The organism is Planotetraspora kaengkrachanensis, from assembly GCF_016862895.1.
Classification (GTDB): domain Bacteria; phylum Actinomycetota; class Actinomycetes; order Streptosporangiales; family Streptosporangiaceae; genus Planotetraspora; species Planotetraspora kaengkrachanensis.
Window position 1 is genome coordinate 222,653 of record NZ_BONV01000009.1, and the last position, 16,063, is coordinate 238,715.

16 protein-coding genes and 1 pseudogene are annotated in these 16,063 nt (G+C 65.2%); 13 read left to right on the forward strand and 4 right to left on the reverse strand.

The window, feature by feature from the left end; all coding sequences use genetic code 11:
* Nucleotides 1–1,134: 1,134 nt before the first annotated feature.
* The 4 genes from Pka01_RS13335 to Pka01_RS13355 all read left to right on the forward strand — a co-directional run bounded on the left by Pka01_RS13335 (nucleotide 1,135) and on the right by Pka01_RS13355 (nucleotide 4,962).
* A complete protein-coding gene (locus tag Pka01_RS13335; protein ID WP_203883023.1) occupies nucleotides 1,135–1,689 on the forward strand; it encodes a carboxymuconolactone decarboxylase family protein in 555 nt (184 codons plus the stop codon).
* Nucleotides 1,690–2,235: 546 nt separating this feature from the next.
* A complete protein-coding gene (locus Pka01_RS13345; RefSeq protein ID WP_203883025.1) occupies nucleotides 2,236–3,063 on the forward strand; it encodes an isocitrate lyase/PEP mutase family protein in 828 nt (275 codons plus the stop codon).
* A gap of 60 nt (nucleotides 3,064–3,123) precedes the next feature.
* On the forward strand, nucleotides 3,124–3,771 hold the full coding sequence (locus Pka01_RS13350; protein ID WP_203883026.1) for a nitroreductase family protein: 648 nt from the start codon (nucleotides 3,124–3,126) through the stop codon (nucleotides 3,769–3,771).
* Between the two features lie 621 nt (nucleotides 3,772–4,392).
* Nucleotides 4,393–4,962, forward strand: a complete 570-nt coding sequence (locus Pka01_RS13355) for an MmcQ/YjbR family DNA-binding protein (protein WP_239114258.1) — start codon at nucleotides 4,393–4,395, stop codon at nucleotides 4,960–4,962.
* A 467-nt stretch (nucleotides 4,963–5,429) separates the two neighbouring features.
* On the opposite strand, the gene Pka01_RS13360 is transcribed toward Pka01_RS13355, so the two are convergent.
* A complete protein-coding gene (locus tag Pka01_RS13360) occupies nucleotides 5,430–5,975 on the reverse strand; it encodes a DUF6247 family protein (protein ID WP_203883027.1) in 546 nt (181 codons plus the stop codon).
* Between the two features lie 85 nt (nucleotides 5,976–6,060).
* Between Pka01_RS13360 and Pka01_RS13365 the strand changes: the two genes are divergently transcribed.
* Nucleotides 6,061–6,657 (forward strand): hypothetical protein, encoded by a 597-nt coding sequence (locus tag Pka01_RS13365; protein WP_203883028.1) that lies wholly within the window; start codon nucleotides 6,061–6,063, stop codon nucleotides 6,655–6,657.
* A 128-nt stretch (nucleotides 6,658–6,785) separates the two neighbouring features.
* Here the strand turns inward: Pka01_RS13365 and Pka01_RS13370 are convergent, their stop codons facing one another.
* A complete protein-coding gene (locus tag Pka01_RS13370; RefSeq protein ID WP_203883029.1) occupies nucleotides 6,786–7,163 on the reverse strand; it encodes a hypothetical protein in 378 nt (125 codons plus the stop codon).
* A 466-nt stretch (nucleotides 7,164–7,629) separates the two neighbouring features.
* Here Pka01_RS13370 and Pka01_RS13375 point away from each other — a divergent pair, with 466 nt between their 5' ends.
* From Pka01_RS13375 to Pka01_RS13385, 3 genes are all read left to right on the forward strand, one after another.
* Nucleotides 7,630–7,848 carry a hypothetical protein gene (locus Pka01_RS13375; RefSeq protein WP_203883030.1) on the forward strand — a complete coding sequence of 73 codons (219 nt, stop codon included), beginning with the start codon at nucleotides 7,630–7,632 and terminating at the stop codon, nucleotides 7,846–7,848.
* Between the two features lie 411 nt (nucleotides 7,849–8,259).
* Nucleotides 8,260–8,808 carry a DUF4240 domain-containing protein gene (locus Pka01_RS13380; RefSeq protein ID WP_203883031.1) on the forward strand — a complete coding sequence of 183 codons (549 nt, stop codon included), beginning with the start codon at nucleotides 8,260–8,262 and terminating at the stop codon, nucleotides 8,806–8,808.
* Between the two features lie 361 nt (nucleotides 8,809–9,169).
* Nucleotides 9,170–9,601 carry a hypothetical protein gene (locus Pka01_RS13385; RefSeq protein ID WP_203883032.1) on the forward strand — a complete coding sequence of 144 codons (432 nt, stop codon included), beginning with the start codon at nucleotides 9,170–9,172 and terminating at the stop codon, nucleotides 9,599–9,601.
* A gap of 197 nt (nucleotides 9,602–9,798) precedes the next feature.
* Here the strand turns inward: Pka01_RS13385 and Pka01_RS13390 are convergent, their stop codons facing one another.
* Complete coding sequence (locus tag Pka01_RS13390; protein WP_203883033.1) at nucleotides 9,799–10,281, reverse strand: hypothetical protein; 483 nt, start codon at nucleotides 10,279–10,281, stop codon at nucleotides 9,799–9,801.
* Between the two features lie 497 nt (nucleotides 10,282–10,778).
* Here Pka01_RS13390 and Pka01_RS13395 point away from each other — a divergent pair, with 497 nt between their 5' ends.
* Entirely contained in the window at nucleotides 10,779–11,375 is a 597-nt protein-coding gene (locus Pka01_RS13395) for a site-specific integrase (RefSeq protein ID WP_203883034.1), read from the forward strand.
* A 378-nt stretch (nucleotides 11,376–11,753) separates the two neighbouring features.
* Here Pka01_RS13395 and Pka01_RS13400 read toward each other — a convergent pair whose 3' ends face one another.
* Nucleotides 11,754–12,425 carry an MBL fold metallo-hydrolase gene (locus tag Pka01_RS13400; protein ID WP_203883035.1) on the reverse strand — a complete coding sequence of 224 codons (672 nt, stop codon included), beginning with the start codon at nucleotides 12,423–12,425 and terminating at the stop codon, nucleotides 11,754–11,756.
* A gap of 208 nt (nucleotides 12,426–12,633) precedes the next feature.
* Between Pka01_RS13400 and Pka01_RS13405 the strand changes: the two are divergent.
* The 4 genes and pseudogenes from Pka01_RS13405 to Pka01_RS13420 all read left to right on the forward strand — a co-directional run.
* Nucleotides 12,634–12,750 (forward strand): annotated as a pseudogene (locus Pka01_RS13405) (IS5/IS1182 family transposase); the annotation flags it as partial.
* 135 nt (nucleotides 12,751–12,885) lie between these two features.
* Nucleotides 12,886–13,446: a DUF2637 domain-containing protein gene (locus tag Pka01_RS13410; protein WP_275414457.1), complete on the forward strand. Its 561-nt coding sequence runs from the start codon at nucleotides 12,886–12,888 to the stop codon at nucleotides 13,444–13,446.
* 794 nt (nucleotides 13,447–14,240) lie between these two features.
* Nucleotides 14,241–15,071, forward strand: coding sequence for a helix-turn-helix transcriptional regulator (locus Pka01_RS13415; RefSeq protein ID WP_203883037.1), 831 nt, complete (start codon nucleotides 14,241–14,243; stop codon nucleotides 15,069–15,071).
* A 623-nt stretch (nucleotides 15,072–15,694) separates the two neighbouring features.
* A complete protein-coding gene (locus Pka01_RS13420) occupies nucleotides 15,695–15,895 on the forward strand; it encodes a hypothetical protein (RefSeq protein ID WP_203883038.1) in 201 nt (66 codons plus the stop codon).
* Nucleotides 15,896–16,063 lie beyond the last annotated feature (168 nt).

Below are 16,063 nucleotides of genomic sequence, written 5' to 3' on the forward strand. Positions count from 1 at the left end.
GAGCGGGAAGAGCTGGCCGCGTTGCGGCGGGAGAACCGCCGGCTGCGCGAGGACGTCGACGTCCTCAAGCGGGCCACGGCTTTCTTCGCGTGAATGGGAGGGATCAAAAGCGTTCCGGCGGGTTTGCTCGTTTCTTTGCTGCCCCGGCAGATGCCGGCGGCTTGTCGTGATGTGCGGCCCGCCGGGCTCTCATCCTCCCGGCGTGGCTTGATAGGTGCGTGCGAGCAGCTCGATTTAGGCGTGCCCGCCGGGCGGTCGGAGCCTGGATCGCCCAACTATCAGCCCGTATCCGGGAGGCACGCTTGGTCGTCATCGGAATCGACGCCCACAAAACGGACTCACACCCTGGTCGCCATCGATCAGGTCGGCCGCAAGCTCGCCGAGCGCACCGTCCGGGCGACTCCAGAGGGGAACATCGAGGCGGCCGCCTGGGCATCGCAGTGGCAACCGGCGTAACCCAGGCGTCCGGCGGCGGTCGACAACGCCCGTCAGCCCCACCTGGTCAGGGGCCGTGACCTGGCGCCGAGCGCGCAGGAATTCACCAATGCCCCCCATGAGTAACTCCAGGCTCTTGACATCCCGACTTGACAACCTTGGACAAGCATAGATTGGCCGGACTAAATCGTCCAAATCTCCTCGTGCTAGCGACTGCATGACCAGGCGCGAGCAGCCCTGGAGATTCCGTGCGGTCCGCCAGCGCCATGCGCCGAAACCGGGATGACGACCGGCCACCGGGCAGCTCTGCGGCCGCAGGTGGTGCCTGATCAGTAGAGGGACGGCGGCCACCCGAAGAGGAACTCCCAGATGCTGTTCCTGAGCCAACTCGGCATCCGGGATGCACGCCGGGGATCCGGATGGCGTCGCCCCGTGCGGCTGGAGACTTTCGTTACGACAAGTGGTTGTAACCGCAGCTTTTGGACTATATAGTCCCACTTGCACGGTTCCCCCGCTGTGAAGAGATCCGGAACTCGGCGCGACCGAGTCACCCCTCGCAATGCAGGTCACCGGGCGCCCGGCGCAACCGGCGAGGTTGCGGCCAGCGCAGGTAAGGCCTGCGGCGGAACTCTGAAGCACTAAGACCCCGACTTGGGCTCGACGACGACTACTCACACCGCGACCGGAGGTCGATTCGCTGTGTCACGACTGAATGTTCCCGCCCCAGAGGATGTGCCCGCCGGCGCGCAGCGGATACTCGACAACGTTGGTACGCAGCTCGGCTTCGTCCCGAACATGTTCAAGACCATCGCGTCGAACCCGACCGTTCTCGAGGTCGTCACGACTCTGCAAGGCACCTTGAGCCGAGTTCTGGACGCGAAGACCCGGAACAGCATCGCGCTGGCCGTGTCGCAAGCCAACGACTGCAGTTACTGCCTGGCGATACACACCCACGTCGCGACCAAATTCAGCGGCATGTCAGGCGACGACATCGAGCTCGGCCGCGTCGGGAGCTCTGTCGATCCCAAGCGCGCCGCGGCCGCTCGCTTCGCGCAACGGGTAGTCGACAGCCGCGGGCAGGTCAGCGACGCCGAGCTCGCGGGTGTGCGAGGCGCCGGGTACACCGACCCGCAGATCCTGGCGATCGTCGCGTTGGCAGTGCAGTTCCTGCTCACCAACTTCATCAACAACGTCAACCAGACCGACCTCGACATCCCCGCCATCGGCTCGGTCGATACGGTCGTGGCCCAGTAAACCCGCACCCGGAGCCGACGGCGCCCGACGCGGCGAGCGAGAGCGCGATCGAGCATGTGTTCCGCGCCTGGCACGAAGCCGTGCTGGCCCAGGACGCGGACAAGATCGCCGACCTCTACGCGGCCGACGGCGTCATCGAAACACCCACCGCCGTGCTTTTGTCGGGAGACATGGGGTCTGGAGTGGTCCAGGGCCGCGAGTCGATCCGTGCCTTCCTCGCCGGCGACTTCGCCGCCCGTCGCCGCGAAGGAGTCTTCGAGAACTGGGTGGCGTACCGGGACCTACCTCACCGACGGGCATCAGTCGATCTAGGAGTACCCGCGCCAGACACCGACGGGCGAACAGACCCACCTCGTAGAGCGCATGGACATCATCGACGGACTCATCGCGCGTCATCTCGTCTGTTAGGGCCGGGTCGGCTTAAGAAGCTCCACGCAGCCGCCAACAACACCCCACCAACCGGTTGATCGCCGGAACCTGGACGCGCTCCACGCACCCAGCCGCAAACCCCTCACCGACTCAACGATCATTCAGGAAAGGCTCGACATGCCGGGCTCCGAACTCTATGAGAAATTCATGGCGCTGCACACCCGCGACGGTGGCCTCGTCATGCCGAACGCCTGGGACGGCCTCTCGGCGTTGATGCTGGCCGATGCCGGCTTCGAGGCGATCGCGACATCGTCGGCGGCGCTCGCCGCCACGCTCGGCCGGTCCGACGGACGTCACGAAGTCACCCGCGACGAGCATCTCGAGCATGCACGACTGCTCGGCCGACTCGCCGGGCTGCCGGTCAACGGAGACTTCGAGGACGGTTACGGCGACACGCTTGAAGACGTCGCCGCGACCGTTGAGGCCGCCGTCGAGTCTGGCTTGGCCGGTATCGGGGTCGAGGACACCTCGGGCAATCCCGATCGACCGATCCGCGACTTCGACGAGGCAGTCAATCGCATACGTAGCGCCGTCGACGCGGCCAAGGGGCGCATCGTCGTCACCGGCCGCACCGACAACTTCATCCAGGGGCGGCCCGATCTCGACGACACCATCCGGCGTCTGACGGCCTTCGCCGAGGTCGGCGCGGATGTGCTCTACGCCCCATTCCCACCCGACCTCGACGCCCTCGTCGCGATCGTCACCGCGGTCGCGCCGACACCGGTCAACGTCCTCGTGTCACCGTCGGACAAGGTGCTGACCGTGGCCGAACTGCAGAAGGCCGGGGTCAAGCGCATCAGCTTGGGCCCATTGCTCTACACCCAAGCGATGGGCGCACTCGAACAAGCCACGAAGGCGCTCGTCGCGGGCGACCTCGCCTCGGCGACGACAGGTGGTATGAGCTTCGACCGCATCAACGAACTGCTCGCCCGCACCACGAACTAGCCCGAACCCCACGATTCACCGGCTCCTCACCCACTGATCGCAAGAAGAAGGCAGGTTGACATGGATCTCGACAAGCTCATGAACAAGCACCTCACCAGGTACTTCGACGCCAGCAAGACCATCCCGGAGGAGACACTTCAGCAACTGCTGAGGTTCCTGCGCTCGACGCCGTCGTCGACGAACGTACAGGCCAACCACTTCTACGTCCTCGCCACGCCCGAAGGCAAGGAGCGGCTGGCGGCCAACCTGGGCGAACGATTCCAGGACAACAGCGAGAAGATCCTGAACGCCTCACACACCATTATCCTCACCACCCGGGCAGATCTACCCGAGAGCCACATCGAAGAGGTGTTCAACAAGGAGAGGGTCGACGGGCGGTTCCCCGACCCGGCAAAGCACGAGCTGTGGGAGTTCATGACCCGCGACTTCCTCAACCTGCGCAACTACGGCTACAAGGACCTGAACCACTGGATGGAAAAGCAGACCTACCTGGCTATGGGTCTGACCATGATGGCGGCTGCTGAGCTCGGCGTCGAAGCCATGCCGCTCGAAGGGTTCGACCCGACCAGTGTCGACAAGGCCTTCAAGATCCGCGAGACCGGCCACACCACGACAGTGCTGCTGGCCCTCGGCTACCCTGACCCCGCGAAGGTGTACACCACCCCGATTTCGCGCTTCGAAGCCGACCAGCTGTTCACCTTCGCCTAAACATCCCCGGCATCGGAACGACTGTCGCCAAAGTACGAGGACCGCGGACACCTCGGTCCTCGATGTCGGCCCACCCCGGACAACCAGCCCGGCGGCAGGCGCCGCCGGTCATCACGGCCCGCGCGATGTCGGTCGCGGGTCGCCGGTCGGCTCCCCAAATCGTTGGTGGCCAGGATGCCCCAGCGGCGTCCGCGGTCGCCCGACATCGGGTTCTCGACCTGCACTGTCCGATGCGAGAGGACTGTTTCCCTCTCCCCGTAACACCAGCCGCGACGTCGAGTTGGCGTCCAGGTCTCGGGAAAGTGGGCCGCAGAGTGTGCCTGGAGGCCCCAGGGCGACCGCGTTCTCGGATGCTGAGACGCGGGGATTGGGTCACAGAGTGATCGCGGAGGGGGGTCGCGGCCCTTACGTGCAGCAAGGCCCCATAGAACGGGTGATTGTCGAAGATCATCTCGTTCGCCGGAGCCTCGTTGTCGTTGCAGTCTGTCATGCCCGCGGCCGTCTCGGCCGTCGCCACTGTCCTGGTCGAGCAGAACGGCCCTGTGGCCCAGAAGCCGATCTTCGGCAGGTGTGGGCGCAGATCACCGATCCGCGGGATCGGCGGGGCGGCGTCATTCGCTGGTGGTGATCCTGGCGCTGGTGCAGGCCGCGGTGGTGGCCGGTCCGACGAGCTTCGCCGCGATCAGACGCTTCCGTCACTGTTGCCGGCGTGCGGGCGCCGCCGTTCGTGGCGGCCATGCGGGAGACGCCACCTTGGGCCTTGGCCGGGCGGTCAGGGCACTCGAATCGATAGAGGAGTTGATCACCTTGGACGGACAGGAGCTGCAGAAGATCGCGGGCGACTGCACCGTGGAACTGCCCGGCGCCGACCTGGAGCGTCGTTTCGGCCCCGACTGGGAGCTCTACAAGGTACGCGGCAAGGTCTTCATGCTCATGACCGACATGCCGGGGCGCCCCGTCGTGATCCTGAAAGCTGATCCGGACGACGCCGCAGCCCTGCGTGAGCGGTACGCAGACATTACCCCCGGCTATCACATGAACAAGAGGCACTGGATCACGGTGGAAGGCGGGGGCACCATCGACGAGAAGCTAGTGAAGGAGCTCGTGATCGACTCCTACCGTCTCGTGGTCGGCGGGCTTCCCAAGACCGAGCAGCCCGTGGATCCGCGCACCTACGGCCGACGCGCCTGACCTTCGTCATGCCCATCAGCGGCAAGAAGCTCGAGGACAGAGCACGCGACAGGCACTGGCGCTGCCCGGGGTCAGCCACGGGCGTCCGTTCACAGCAGCTGGACGTCTACAAGGTCCCGGGCAAGGTACGTTGGCGCGACGGCGCGCCACCTGCTCAGCCGCCGACGGGGCGATAGGACTCGAACCTGGCTCTCCCCGTGTCGATCAATTCACGCTGATCCGGATGCGAGACCAGGCCAGTCAACTGAGTCCAGACCCGTTCGCACTGGTCCACCGCGTGTGGCTCCCGACTTGGCTCCCGACTTGGCTCCCCCTCTGGGTGCTCAGCCAATCACGCTTCTGGAAGTGCGGGGTGACCCGCCCGCGCGGTCAGCTTGAGAATCGTGGTTGTGCCTTCAGCAGGAGTGGCGCAGCAACCCACCAGCCTCTATCAGCACCCGATGTCATACTCACGGGTTGCCGTCACATCAACGCTGTAGTCCGTCCCGGTGCCGGAGGTGCTGGTGTCGGAAACTGACACCGCCCCACGCAACCAGGTGCCGGAGAGAGCGGCTCAGTGACCTCAGGGCGGTGGCTGTCGTCTGGTCCCACGGTCCAATCACGGTCCAGACGACGAAAGGCCGGACCCGCAGGAGCGAGATCCGGCCTTTGATAAGCGGAAACTTGGTGGGCGATACCGGGATCGAACCAGTGACCTCTTCGGTGTGAAGCGTCTTGGCCACATCGCCCACGTCGGCCGAAAGCGCCCTTAACCTGCGCCAACCGACGAACTCCTCGCGCCGGCCCTCTCGAACCGCCCGCTCCGCCGTGTCGAAATCGGGATCGGAGACCGCAGCCGCATGCAGTCGCCACACGCGCAGGAGCTCCCGAAGTTGCTGGAACCGCCACACCTCGTGGGCCGCGTCCACGGCACTGTGATACTCGCTGAGGAACTGCTCGTGCCACCGCTCCGGCAGCACACGCAAGATCTCCGCCGGATCGTCCTTGGCGTGATGCAGCGGCTCAGCAGTCATGCCATCAGGCTACCGCCGCCTCCCACAGCGGCCTCTGGATATCCACAACCCCGAATCGGTCATCAGCATCGTGGAGACTGTCGGCATGCACGAACACGATCATGCGTCCGCGGATATCGAGGCCCTGCTTCTCGATCCTGATTCACAGGTACGCGCCGCTCAGAGCGAAGGCCCCTGGGCCGGAGGGTCTGAAGCAGTAGAGAGTTACCTCCGCCGGGTCGTCGCAGACCTTAATCGGATCCCCGAACTTGTCGTTGAGCACGCGGAATTTGCACACTATGACGCCGGCTATGCATCGTATGTCGACGTCTTCCTAACCAGGCGAGACGGATCCGCCCGGCACCTTGAACCAGACGGCTATGTCACGGTCGAAGGATTCACGGTGGTGTTGTGCCGTCTGGCCCCGATCGCCTGCGTCCTGTCCCCCGGCGAGCGCTCCACTCACCCCGATGGTCGCGGGACGCACTCCATGCCATGGCTCGACGCCGTCACTGAACTGCCGATCCCCGCATGGGAGAGAGGCTGTGAGCAGATCTCCCACGTCCTGGATCGACATCACATCGCCATCGTCGGCCCTCACCTGCTGAGCCGGCAGGCCCTGCCGCATCTCACGATCGACACGAATCTCGGTGATGGTCAGCCGCATTCGATCTTCGACGTCTGGTTCCACTGGAGAGACTGATCACGCAACCGCTGGCCCGTCCATGGCGATTGTCACTCGGATAGTCACTCAGTCGACTCCTCGCCAGTCTCAGTTCGTCAAGTCACTTCAACCCCCATCCAAGTGCCATCGATCTGAAGGTTCGTGACTCACGGATCTTCTCCGTCGTTGTGCCAGACGACGCCGGTCCAGCGCTCACCTGTGGCGAGGAAATGATCGACGATCGATAGAACGTGATGCGCATTGACCGTGTCGCGGTCGTCGTACTCATCGACCTGGCCGTTGCTCAGGGTGTAGGTATCCGACGGTATCGGCGCAGCGGTGAGATCCACGGCGTGGTAGCCGGCGTCGCCTGCTTCCTCCAGGCGCAGGACCATGGCGCGCGTCTGGCCGAGCACGATGCCCAGCGCGGGGCCGTCGGGATGCTCCAGCCAGATCTCTCCTTGGCCGTGGCTGGTAGCAGCCTGGATAGCTCTGAGCATGGTGTCGCGGCTCGGGGCTCGCACGGTGTCGGTTCCTGCGTGCATAACCCACATGCTGTTCCCCTCCCGCGCCTTTCGTGGACTGGCGCAATCATGGCGGGAAGCGACTTCGGCACCGCTATCGGGGTGCGCGCAGTCGGGTCCGAGACCCTAACCTCGGTCGGGTACGCGAGGTGATTGAACATCATGGATTGGCAGACACCATGCTGAGAGTCGAAGAGCTGGAGGCCACGCTTCCGTCGATGACGCAGTGGCGTGCGCCGGCGCGCCGTAGCGTGGACTGGGCGGCCCTTGAAGCGGACCTGGGTACGGCGCTGCCCTCCGACTACCGTTCCCTGGCGGAGGCGTACCCGCCGCTGGTTGTCGACGATTTCCTCTTCGTGTCCGTTCCGCGGCCCGGGGCCGAGGCGTCATGGGCGTCCGGGCGCCGGTACTCATCCGAGATCCTCCAGGATCTGTACGAGATAGGCGACACGAGGACTACGTTCCCTACCCGGAGCCGGGTGGCCTGTTGTGCTGGGCGGAGTCCAATGAGGGGGACGGCTTCTACTGGAAGATGAGCTCCCCCGACCCGGACGCCTGGCCGGTGGTCGTCCGCGGAGCCAACGGCGACTGGTCGGAGTTCCCGGTCGGCGCCGTGGAATTCCTGGCCGGCGTGTACCGGCGCACCATCGACGTGCCGGGCATGCCCAGGAGCTTCCCGGGTGACGACCCGAAGGTGCTGGGGTGAGCGACCGGATCGACTGATCGGCTACAGCTCCGCAGGCACATGTGAACTGCGATCGCCCTTCCCGGCACACTGTCAGCCATGAGGTTGGACCGTGCGGTGGCGATCGGCTTTGTTGCCTGAGCCGGCGGAGGAGACGGGCACATACCCGAGGTCTGAGGCTTAACAGCGGACGAGTCGGCCTGTAGGCCGGGTTCTGATCTCGCGTGTCTCTGACCTGCGACTGACCGCCTAAACCGGGCCTGACCTGGGATTTCATTTTCCAGCGGTTGCCAACGGTTTCGGAGATCTCTCGCGCTCCGGCGGAACAGAGACGGAACAGATGGCGCAGTGTCGGCTGACTTCGTCCAGTTCCGTTTCCTCGCCGACCTGCTCGTCACCCAGATAGTCACCCGCGCTTGGTAGGTTCTCGTCATGCAGGAGGAGACCTTTTGGCAGATCGTTGAGATTTGTCGCAGTGAGGCGGGAGCTGACACTGAGCATGTCGCTCGCCTACTCCTACGCCGTCTTCGCGCGCTAGACGAGAACAAGATACTCGAGTTCGAAGAGCTATGGTTGCGCGCCCAAGACGATTTGTATTCCTGGCCGATCCGAGACGCGGCGACCCTGCTGCTTGGCCCATTCGACGACGACACCTTCCTGTCGATTCAGGACTGGATTGTGTCGCACGGCCGATTCGTGATGCGTCGGGTGAAGGACGATCCAGACTGCCTCGTTGAACTGGCGGCCGATCGACACAACGCGCGCGTTGACTGGTTCTCCGGCTTGCCGGTCGAAGCTCACATAGCACTCACCGGCAAACCCCCCGCGATGGACGGGCCCTCCGGGCCGGAGGAACCTGCCGGTGTACCCACAGACTTGAGCGATGCCGGCGAGGTGAGGCGACGCTTCCCAAGGCTCGCGGCATACCTAGAGGAGAACACCTGGATAGGGCGCCCCTGGAACACCGATCAGGCCCATTAAGTCGTTCCGGTGATTCTCCGGAATGATCACGGCGTCATTTGGCCTCGTTGTGCCCCTCTGCCCTTACAGATCGCGAGCGATTCGGCCCCCACTTGACCCCCAGGAAGTGGGGTAGGCGTTTTTACAGCTCAACGGCTTTCAGGTAGCCATGCACGACGTTTGGTGACGTGCAGGTTGTTCGGCTACGCGCATGACGTGTGGTCCCCTCGTGGTCCCCATGAGGTCCGCGTGGACGCCTCCGCCGCTCACCTGATTACTCGGTCGCTCAGGTCCTCGGGCAGACGCTACGCTCCCGGGGATCCACCACGGTGCAGCTCTGGTTCCGACGCCTCACGGGACATGGGCGGAGCAGGAGAGATTCATGGCGATGCCCAAGAAGGGCTCGCGGCTCATCACCGTGGCCGACGTGGTATTCCGGTGGCGCATCCGTCACCGGCCCACCTACTGCGAAGGCAACGGCTGGACTCCCCTCTCTTTCTCGGTGGAACACGCCCCACAACCCGCCAACGTCCTCAAGGTCACCCTCCCCTGTGCCCGGCCCGACAACTGGCTCGGAGAGCGAGCCATCGCTGTACGCCCGGGCCTGGTGGAATCGACCATCCGACGTGCACTCGACGAGGGATGGGCGCCGGAGCGCAGGGGCAGGCCCTTCTCCCTCGACATCACCGAAGATGAGCTCCCGGACCTTCTCGGCGAGCCACCCAACTACGTCATCCCATTCCTATGGGGCGTGATTCCTCTCGGCGGCGGAATCGAGGACCTTCCTCGCGCCCGCCAGATCTGGCCGCAGTAGCTGATGCCGTACGAACGCCTGTGTCGCGGAGTTCGGCCGCGTCCAGCAGCATCTGTTCCACCGGGGGGAATTGCCGGTAAATCCACATGTGCAGTGCATGGATGTGCATCGAAGGGCGAGACTGGGCGCCCCGGAAGTCACTCAGTTTGACACTCACTCGGGGGCGCCGACATCCCCGGCTCTGAGCATCCCTCTGCCTATCCGCCTTGCACGATCCGGCCCCCTGGAGTTCCGTAGTACCAATGCCGCTCAGCCGGAGCTGGAGGGAGGGTGCCAGCAGCCAGATCGACCAGAGCCTCTGCCAGCTCAACAAGCGGAGCCGCGTTGATGTGCTCTGCACCGCGCAGGAAGCTGGTCGCACTCTCCTCTAACTCGGGCCAGGTCGAGACCTCGGCTCGGTCCACGCCGCCGCGGGCCTCGATCCGGCGAGCCGCCTCCACAACACAGTGCAGGAGCACCTGTCGCTGGTCCTCGCTGAAGTCGTCCAGCAGGACTGCGAAACTGCTGCCCACCAACGCGTGTGTGCGGAGATCCTGCTCCAACTCCGGCCACCACGAGGGCCGGAGGTCCGCCGGCGCCTCCGCACCGACTCGCGCCGCTTCGATGAAGAGGACCCCGAGTGCCACGTCATAAGCCCAGAACATCGCGCCATCGCAGATCACCGGCACTGTCTTGCTCAACGGCACTCCTCCGCAGCCGATTGCTCCCAGCGCAAATCATGGCCTATCGACCCGGGCGCTTCCCCGTTTGGCTGATCGAGCCTTGAACAGTGACCAGCACTTTCGCAACAGGGCCTAGACCCCCAGTTTGGAAGATCTGTGTACAGGGTCCTACGAGCTGCTGCGGCGCTGGTCACGCGCCCCATCGTCTCGCTCGTGGCCTTCCGTGTCTTGCCATGAGTCACCGTTCTGACAGGCACGTGACGGGCACGGCTGCGGCTCACAGATGGCCCAGGTCTCGATCTCCGTCAGGCACCAGCACCTGGACCTCAGGTGGAGTTGAGGTCAGGTCGATTGCGCCCGACCTCTCCCCTCAGAGATCACTCGAACTGCGTCGTCTCGAACTTCGTTCCGCACTTCCAGGTCGCGGCAAAACCAAGACCGCCGCGAAGGACAAGCTGAAGGAAATCCTTCGGGACCATGACGACGGGCTGACCGGTGCGGCCAACGGCGGAACTGTGGCTGACGCCATACGCGACTGGCTGGCCTACGGGTTGAACGGTCGCGCGGTCAAGCGGAACGTGGTCTTGCTCTGCGAGGTTCCGAAGGGAAAACAGGGGCGTCCGTCCAAGTCGCTCACCCTGGATCAGGCCGAGGCCATTCTCAGGACGGCGGAGGGCACGAGCATGCACGCCTACATCGTGCTGTCGCTGCTGATCGGAGCTCGCACCGAAGAGCTACGGGCGCTTACCTGGTCGCATCTTGATCTGGAAGGCGATCCGGACTCGACTCCTCCCGCACCGCCATCCGTCATGCTCTGGCACTCCGTACGAACTGACGGAGACACCAAGACCCGGACATCACGGCGGACCCTGGCTCTGCCGGCGCGGTGCGTGGAGGCGCTGAGGCTTCACAGGGACCGGCAAGCCGTCATCCGGCAGAGATCGGCAGCCGCGTGGAAGGATCACGATCTGGTGTTCGCGACGCGGTATGGGACGGAAGTCCGACCTTCACCGCGGCACCCGCATCGCCCAGCACCTGCTGTCACCCGCCTGCCGGGCGAGATCAAGGGCTGGTGGGCCGACCCGTACGCCTTGATGGTGACCCTAGGCTAGGCCCGCGGTTCTCGACGTTGTCGATGATCTGCTGCTGAATGACTACCTGATGACGGTAAGCCAACTCCGATCAGCCCGTATTGACGAGCCTCTTGTCACCTCCCGTCGGCCTCCCGAAGCGGTGAACGAGGCTTTGTCCGACGCGCACAACCGGCAAGGCATTCGCCAGCTGCTGCAGTTCTAAGAGGCCGCGCGGATAGGCGGTTACTGGGCCGGTGGGCAGACGGGGCAGGCACAGGTTCGTGGTTACCGAGTTGAACGCTCTGTGACCATCGGAGGGCCTGCACCTGCGCTGCCATCATGGCGCTGTGGTTTGGACGACGAGGTTGTTCGGCCTCTGAGATCAAACCGCCCAGCCTGCCGAAAAGCTGACCTCCGTCACACTGCTGAGGCTGCTGCTGTTTGCAGAGCGGCCGCCGCACCGTGCGAGATTGGGTCACCGTGCCCGAAGACCGCCGTGTCGACCCCCAGCTTGGCAAGCCGGTGGAGCGACTCGATGGCCCGGGTGCGGTCGGTGTTGAAGACACCCAGCATGGTCTGGCCGACGTTGGCGACTGCATCCCCAGTGAACAGCGCCCTTGGCCCGGGCAAGTGGAGCGCGATCGACCCGTCCGTGTGCCCGGGCACCGCAACCACCACCGCCCCGCCGCCGAACTCCAGCACATCGCCGTCCTCCACCTCACGATCCACCCGGCACGGCGGGGCCGGGGGCAGTGGCGGAAGGGCCGCCCGGATCGGCACCTCGAATTCCTCGAGTACCGGCGGCGACCCGGCCGCCTCGCCCCGGATCACCAACGCCTCCAGCCGATGAGCCACCACCTCCGCGCCGTGCCGGGCGGCCAGTTCGGCAGCCGAGCCCATATGGTCCTCGTGCCAGTGCGTCAGCACGATCCGCCGCAGCTCGCCGTCCAGAACTTCCTCGATCTTCGCGGCGCAGTCCACCGTCCCAGTGTCGATCAGGGTCAGCTCGTCGTCGTCCCGCCACAGATAGGCCGCCCCCACCGGGAAGCGGAGCATGCGCAGCCTCGGCAGTACCTCGATCACATCCATGTCCCCAGCCTGCACGGCTGCCCTGGCGGGCATGTCTTCGTTCGCTGACGGCTCACCAGGTGTGCGGGATGCGATCAAGCTCGCCAACGTGGGTCCTCCAAACACCCGGGGCGGAACCCCCCCGTAGTGATCCAGCCTCTGGCTGCACAAGTTCCCGCGCGCAGGGGGCTGGTGGTCATGGTCGCCGGGTGGCGCGGTCGTCCCAGCCGAGAAGGCTCCTATCCAGGCCAGTCAGCGTTGGCACGTCGAACGCACCCATGCCTGGCAGAAGGCCTTCCACCGGCTCGCCCGCTGCTACGAGCGCAGCGCCACCGTTATCGACGCCTTGCCGCTTCATCTGATCGTGAGTCATGGTGGGCCACACGTGAGTCATGCGGTCGGGCCGCCAGGCGCCGAATCTTCCAGGCGGTTCCGTGGGCCGCCGTGAGCACGCCGAGGAGTCGGTCGCCTGCGTACTCCCGTGGCCCAGGGGGACCCCATCGCCAGCGTCATGCACGCGGCGATGCCCGTCCTGTTCATCACCGTCATCGAAGGCGTTCGCCACCTCATCCGCCGCTGGGTCGGCCTCGCCACCGGATCGCACCGCGAACGTGTCCTCCTGACCCGCTGGCTCCTCTCCCCCATTTCGAGCTTCCTGCTCTGGCGGCGCATGGTGTTGTGGAACGTCACCAGCTATCCCCGTGGCCTGCAACTCGAGTACCTGCATCTGCACGCCATCTCGACTCTCCACCAAGAGCACGGACGTTGGTTGTGGCGGTGGCGAGCGCCACTGTCCGAGCGGATCGCCATCCGGTTGCAACTCGCGGGCGCGGCATTCCCGACCATCCCGCTCTCTCAGCAGGACGGCGACGATCAACTCATTCAGGCCGCGCAAACCCTCGTCTCCCAGGCCGAGCAGCGCGGCATTCGGCTCAGTCAGATGGATCTCGCTGCCCAGCTCCGAGCCCAGGGGCACCGAATCGCCAACGAACGGCTGCGCTGGCTGGCCACCACCATCGGCCTCCGCCGCGAATCGGTCTAAGGGAGACACCCATGCTCATCGCGATTCACCAGCACGCTGAACGCTTCTTCCAAGCTCACCACAACGGCAGCTGGGTGCCCGCCTACCGAGATCCGACAGCAAGCCGCGGAGCGGAGCGACTTGATCCGTCTCAGTGCATTTGTCACGTCCCACAGGTCGTAGTAGACGTCCCGCTGGACGCCTGTGCGATAGCAGGCGGCTTCCTTGTGGTCTTCGTGGTTCTTGGCCAGCCCGGTGTTGCTCGGGTCGTAGCCGTGCAACCCTGGATCGGCGGCACTCCCCCAGGCGGCCAGGGATGCGCTTGTCCCTCGGCCGCGGAAAGCCCTCGGGAACCAGCAGCGGATAGCGTGTCCTGGGCGATCTTTTTGTGGTTGGCGACCAGGGCCACGTCTCGGTCACCTGTCTAATAGGTGATGTGCAGGAGCACCTCGTAGAAGACACACGCCTGCGGCGCGAATTGGAAGTACGTCGCCGAGTCGCACCGGATGATCCGATCGGGGTGTCGACATCGTTGAGCAGTTTGTACTTGCCCTCGACACGTATGCATTCACGGCCCGCGCATTCCGGCGTTGCGTGATCGCGGGTGTGTGATCGTCTTCGGGTGTGAGTCGTCGCGGGACCGTAGCTGGAATCAGGCCGGTGTTGGGTCGGATGGCATCCAGGCGCAGCCGAGGGCCCTCCCTGCCAACCCGAAAACCGGAACGGTCAAACTTAGGCAATTTGTCCGAACTCTCGATGTCGGGCAAACGCAACTTTTGCATGAACTTGATATGCGGCTTCCTACTCTGTCCGCTATGAGGAACCCTCTTGGTCAGTTCCTTCGCGCCAGACGCCATCTCACCACCCCCGACCGGGTGGGGCTCACGCGCGTCGGCGACCACCGCAGGACACCGGGATTACGTCGCGAGGAGGTGGCCATGCTGGCCGGGGTCAGCATCGACTACTACACCCGACTGGAGCAGGGCCGGCAACGCCACCCATCGGATCAGGTCCTCAGCGCCCTGGCGTGCGTCCTCCAACTCGACTCTGAGGCCACCGAGCACCTTCACCATCTCGCACACCCGCTGACTCGCAAGCGCGGGTCGGTCCGCGGCGTCGAGCAGGTCGACTCGACTACTCTGCGCCTCATGGACAGCTGGGATCACGCTCCGGCGCGTGTGGTGAACCACCGATTGGACGTGCTGGCCCAAAATCCGCTGAACGTGGCTCTCTACGAGGGGTTGGGCTACAGCGACAACCTGATACGGCTGACCTTCCTCGACCCTGCGGCACGCGAGTTCTATCCGGACTGGGAGCAGGAGGCCTGCGATAAGGTAGCCCACCTTCACGCCGCACTGGGGGCATATCGCGACGATCCGGCCCTGTCCGAGCTTGTCAAGGAGCTATCGCTTGCGAGCGAAGACTTTCGCCAGAAGTGGGCTCGCTACGACGTAGGGTGCTGGGCCTGTAGTCATAGAACCAGACGGTTCCATCACCGGGCGGTCGGTGCGATGACCCTTCGCTTTCAGGCTTTCGCCGTCAACCACGTTGCCGGCCAACAACTCATCGTGAGCCAGGCCGAGCCCGGTAGCCCCTCCGAGAACGCCGTGGTCAAACTGGCCGCTCTCAACGTCAGTCACAGGTGATTCGAGCGGACAAGCGGACCTGAGTGCCGACGCTGTGGATCCTCTCGCCGTCGAGCAGACGATCGCCGCGAGACTGCGCGTGGGCGAGACCGACGACGACCAGGGTCCCGCAGGGCGCATGCGCCTCGATACTGCTGTCCCCTTACTGGACCGAGGCGGCACGACGATTCCACGCCGGCGAGGATCACAGCCGTCCGGACGCGGAAGACTTCGCCGCCGAACTCCGGCGACGGCACTCGCCAACCGACGACGTCTACCTGCTGACCAATAAATGAGCGTCTACGCCCGGCACCACGTCTGGCGTCATCAGTCGGGCGGATCGAATGGGACTACGAGGCGTAGCCTTCTCCAGACCTATCTGATCCACCGCAGGTCAGATGCCCGCGTGGATCAAATCGGGCGAGAACTGACACTGCCCGCCTCCAGCCCGGCCGCAAGCAGGCCCTCGCTTCCTGTGCCCCCTGCGGGGACGTCCAATGGCACATCGTGACCTTCGGCACCCGCTACCGGACCGGCCGCACGAGGCCGGCTGGTCCAGCGGCGTCGACAACGAGCGCCGCGAAACCTATTCTGCGAGCGCTGACCGCACCCCCACCGCCACCGGCTGACCGCACGGACCGAAGATGACCACCAACGCCCGCACCGCCAGTCCGCTCGACTGCATCATCCAGCTCGACCACGCGGCCGCCCACCTCATGGTGATCGTCGACCAGGAGACCCGCCCCGAGCACGAGCGCCAAGAGGCCGAAGGCGAGCTGTGCCAGCCGTCAAACGCCCGCAGCGGGTTCGTCGCACGCGCCCTCGCCCAGGCCCGCGCCCGCTGACCCTCCGGTCACCGCCCGGGGCCCCGCAACCACCAGATGCGGGGCTTACCGCTGCCACCGGCCCGCCCCCGCCTGCTGCGCCCGCCGACACGGCCCGCACACCTGCACCTCGACCCGGCCCAGGTTGGACGACCCCCGCACCACGGTGGCTTGCACGGCGGCCCAGCT

Excerpts from the sequence above, each read along its gene's own strand:
- Pka01_RS13345 (WP_203883025.1), top strand. The coding sequence starts at position 2,236 with ATGCCGGGCTCCGAACTCTATGAGAAATTCATGGCGCTGCACACCCGC.
- Pka01_RS13350 (WP_203883026.1), top strand. The coding sequence starts at position 3,124 with ATGGATCTCGACAAGCTCATGAACAAGCACCTCACCAGGTACTTCGAC.
- Pka01_RS13360 (WP_203883027.1), bottom strand. The coding sequence starts at position 5,975 with ATGACTGCTGAGCCGCTGCATCACGCCAAGGACGATCCGGCGGAGATC.
- Pka01_RS13365 (WP_203883028.1), top strand. The coding sequence starts at position 6,061 with ATGCACGAACACGATCATGCGTCCGCGGATATCGAGGCCCTGCTTCTC.
- Pka01_RS13370 (WP_203883029.1), bottom strand. The coding sequence starts at position 7,163 with ATGCACGCAGGAACCGACACCGTGCGAGCCCCGAGCCGCGACACCATG.
- Pka01_RS13380 (WP_203883031.1), top strand. The coding sequence starts at position 8,260 with ATGCAGGAGGAGACCTTTTGGCAGATCGTTGAGATTTGTCGCAGTGAG.
- Pka01_RS13385 (WP_203883032.1), top strand. The coding sequence starts at position 9,170 with ATGGCGATGCCCAAGAAGGGCTCGCGGCTCATCACCGTGGCCGACGTG.
- Pka01_RS13400 (WP_203883035.1), bottom strand. The coding sequence starts at position 12,425 with ATGGATGTGATCGAGGTACTGCCGAGGCTGCGCATGCTCCGCTTCCCG.
- Pka01_RS13415 (WP_203883037.1), top strand. The coding sequence starts at position 14,241 with ATGAGGAACCCTCTTGGTCAGTTCCTTCGCGCCAGACGCCATCTCACC.
- Pka01_RS13420 (WP_203883038.1), top strand. The coding sequence starts at position 15,695 with ATGACCACCAACGCCCGCACCGCCAGTCCGCTCGACTGCATCATCCAG.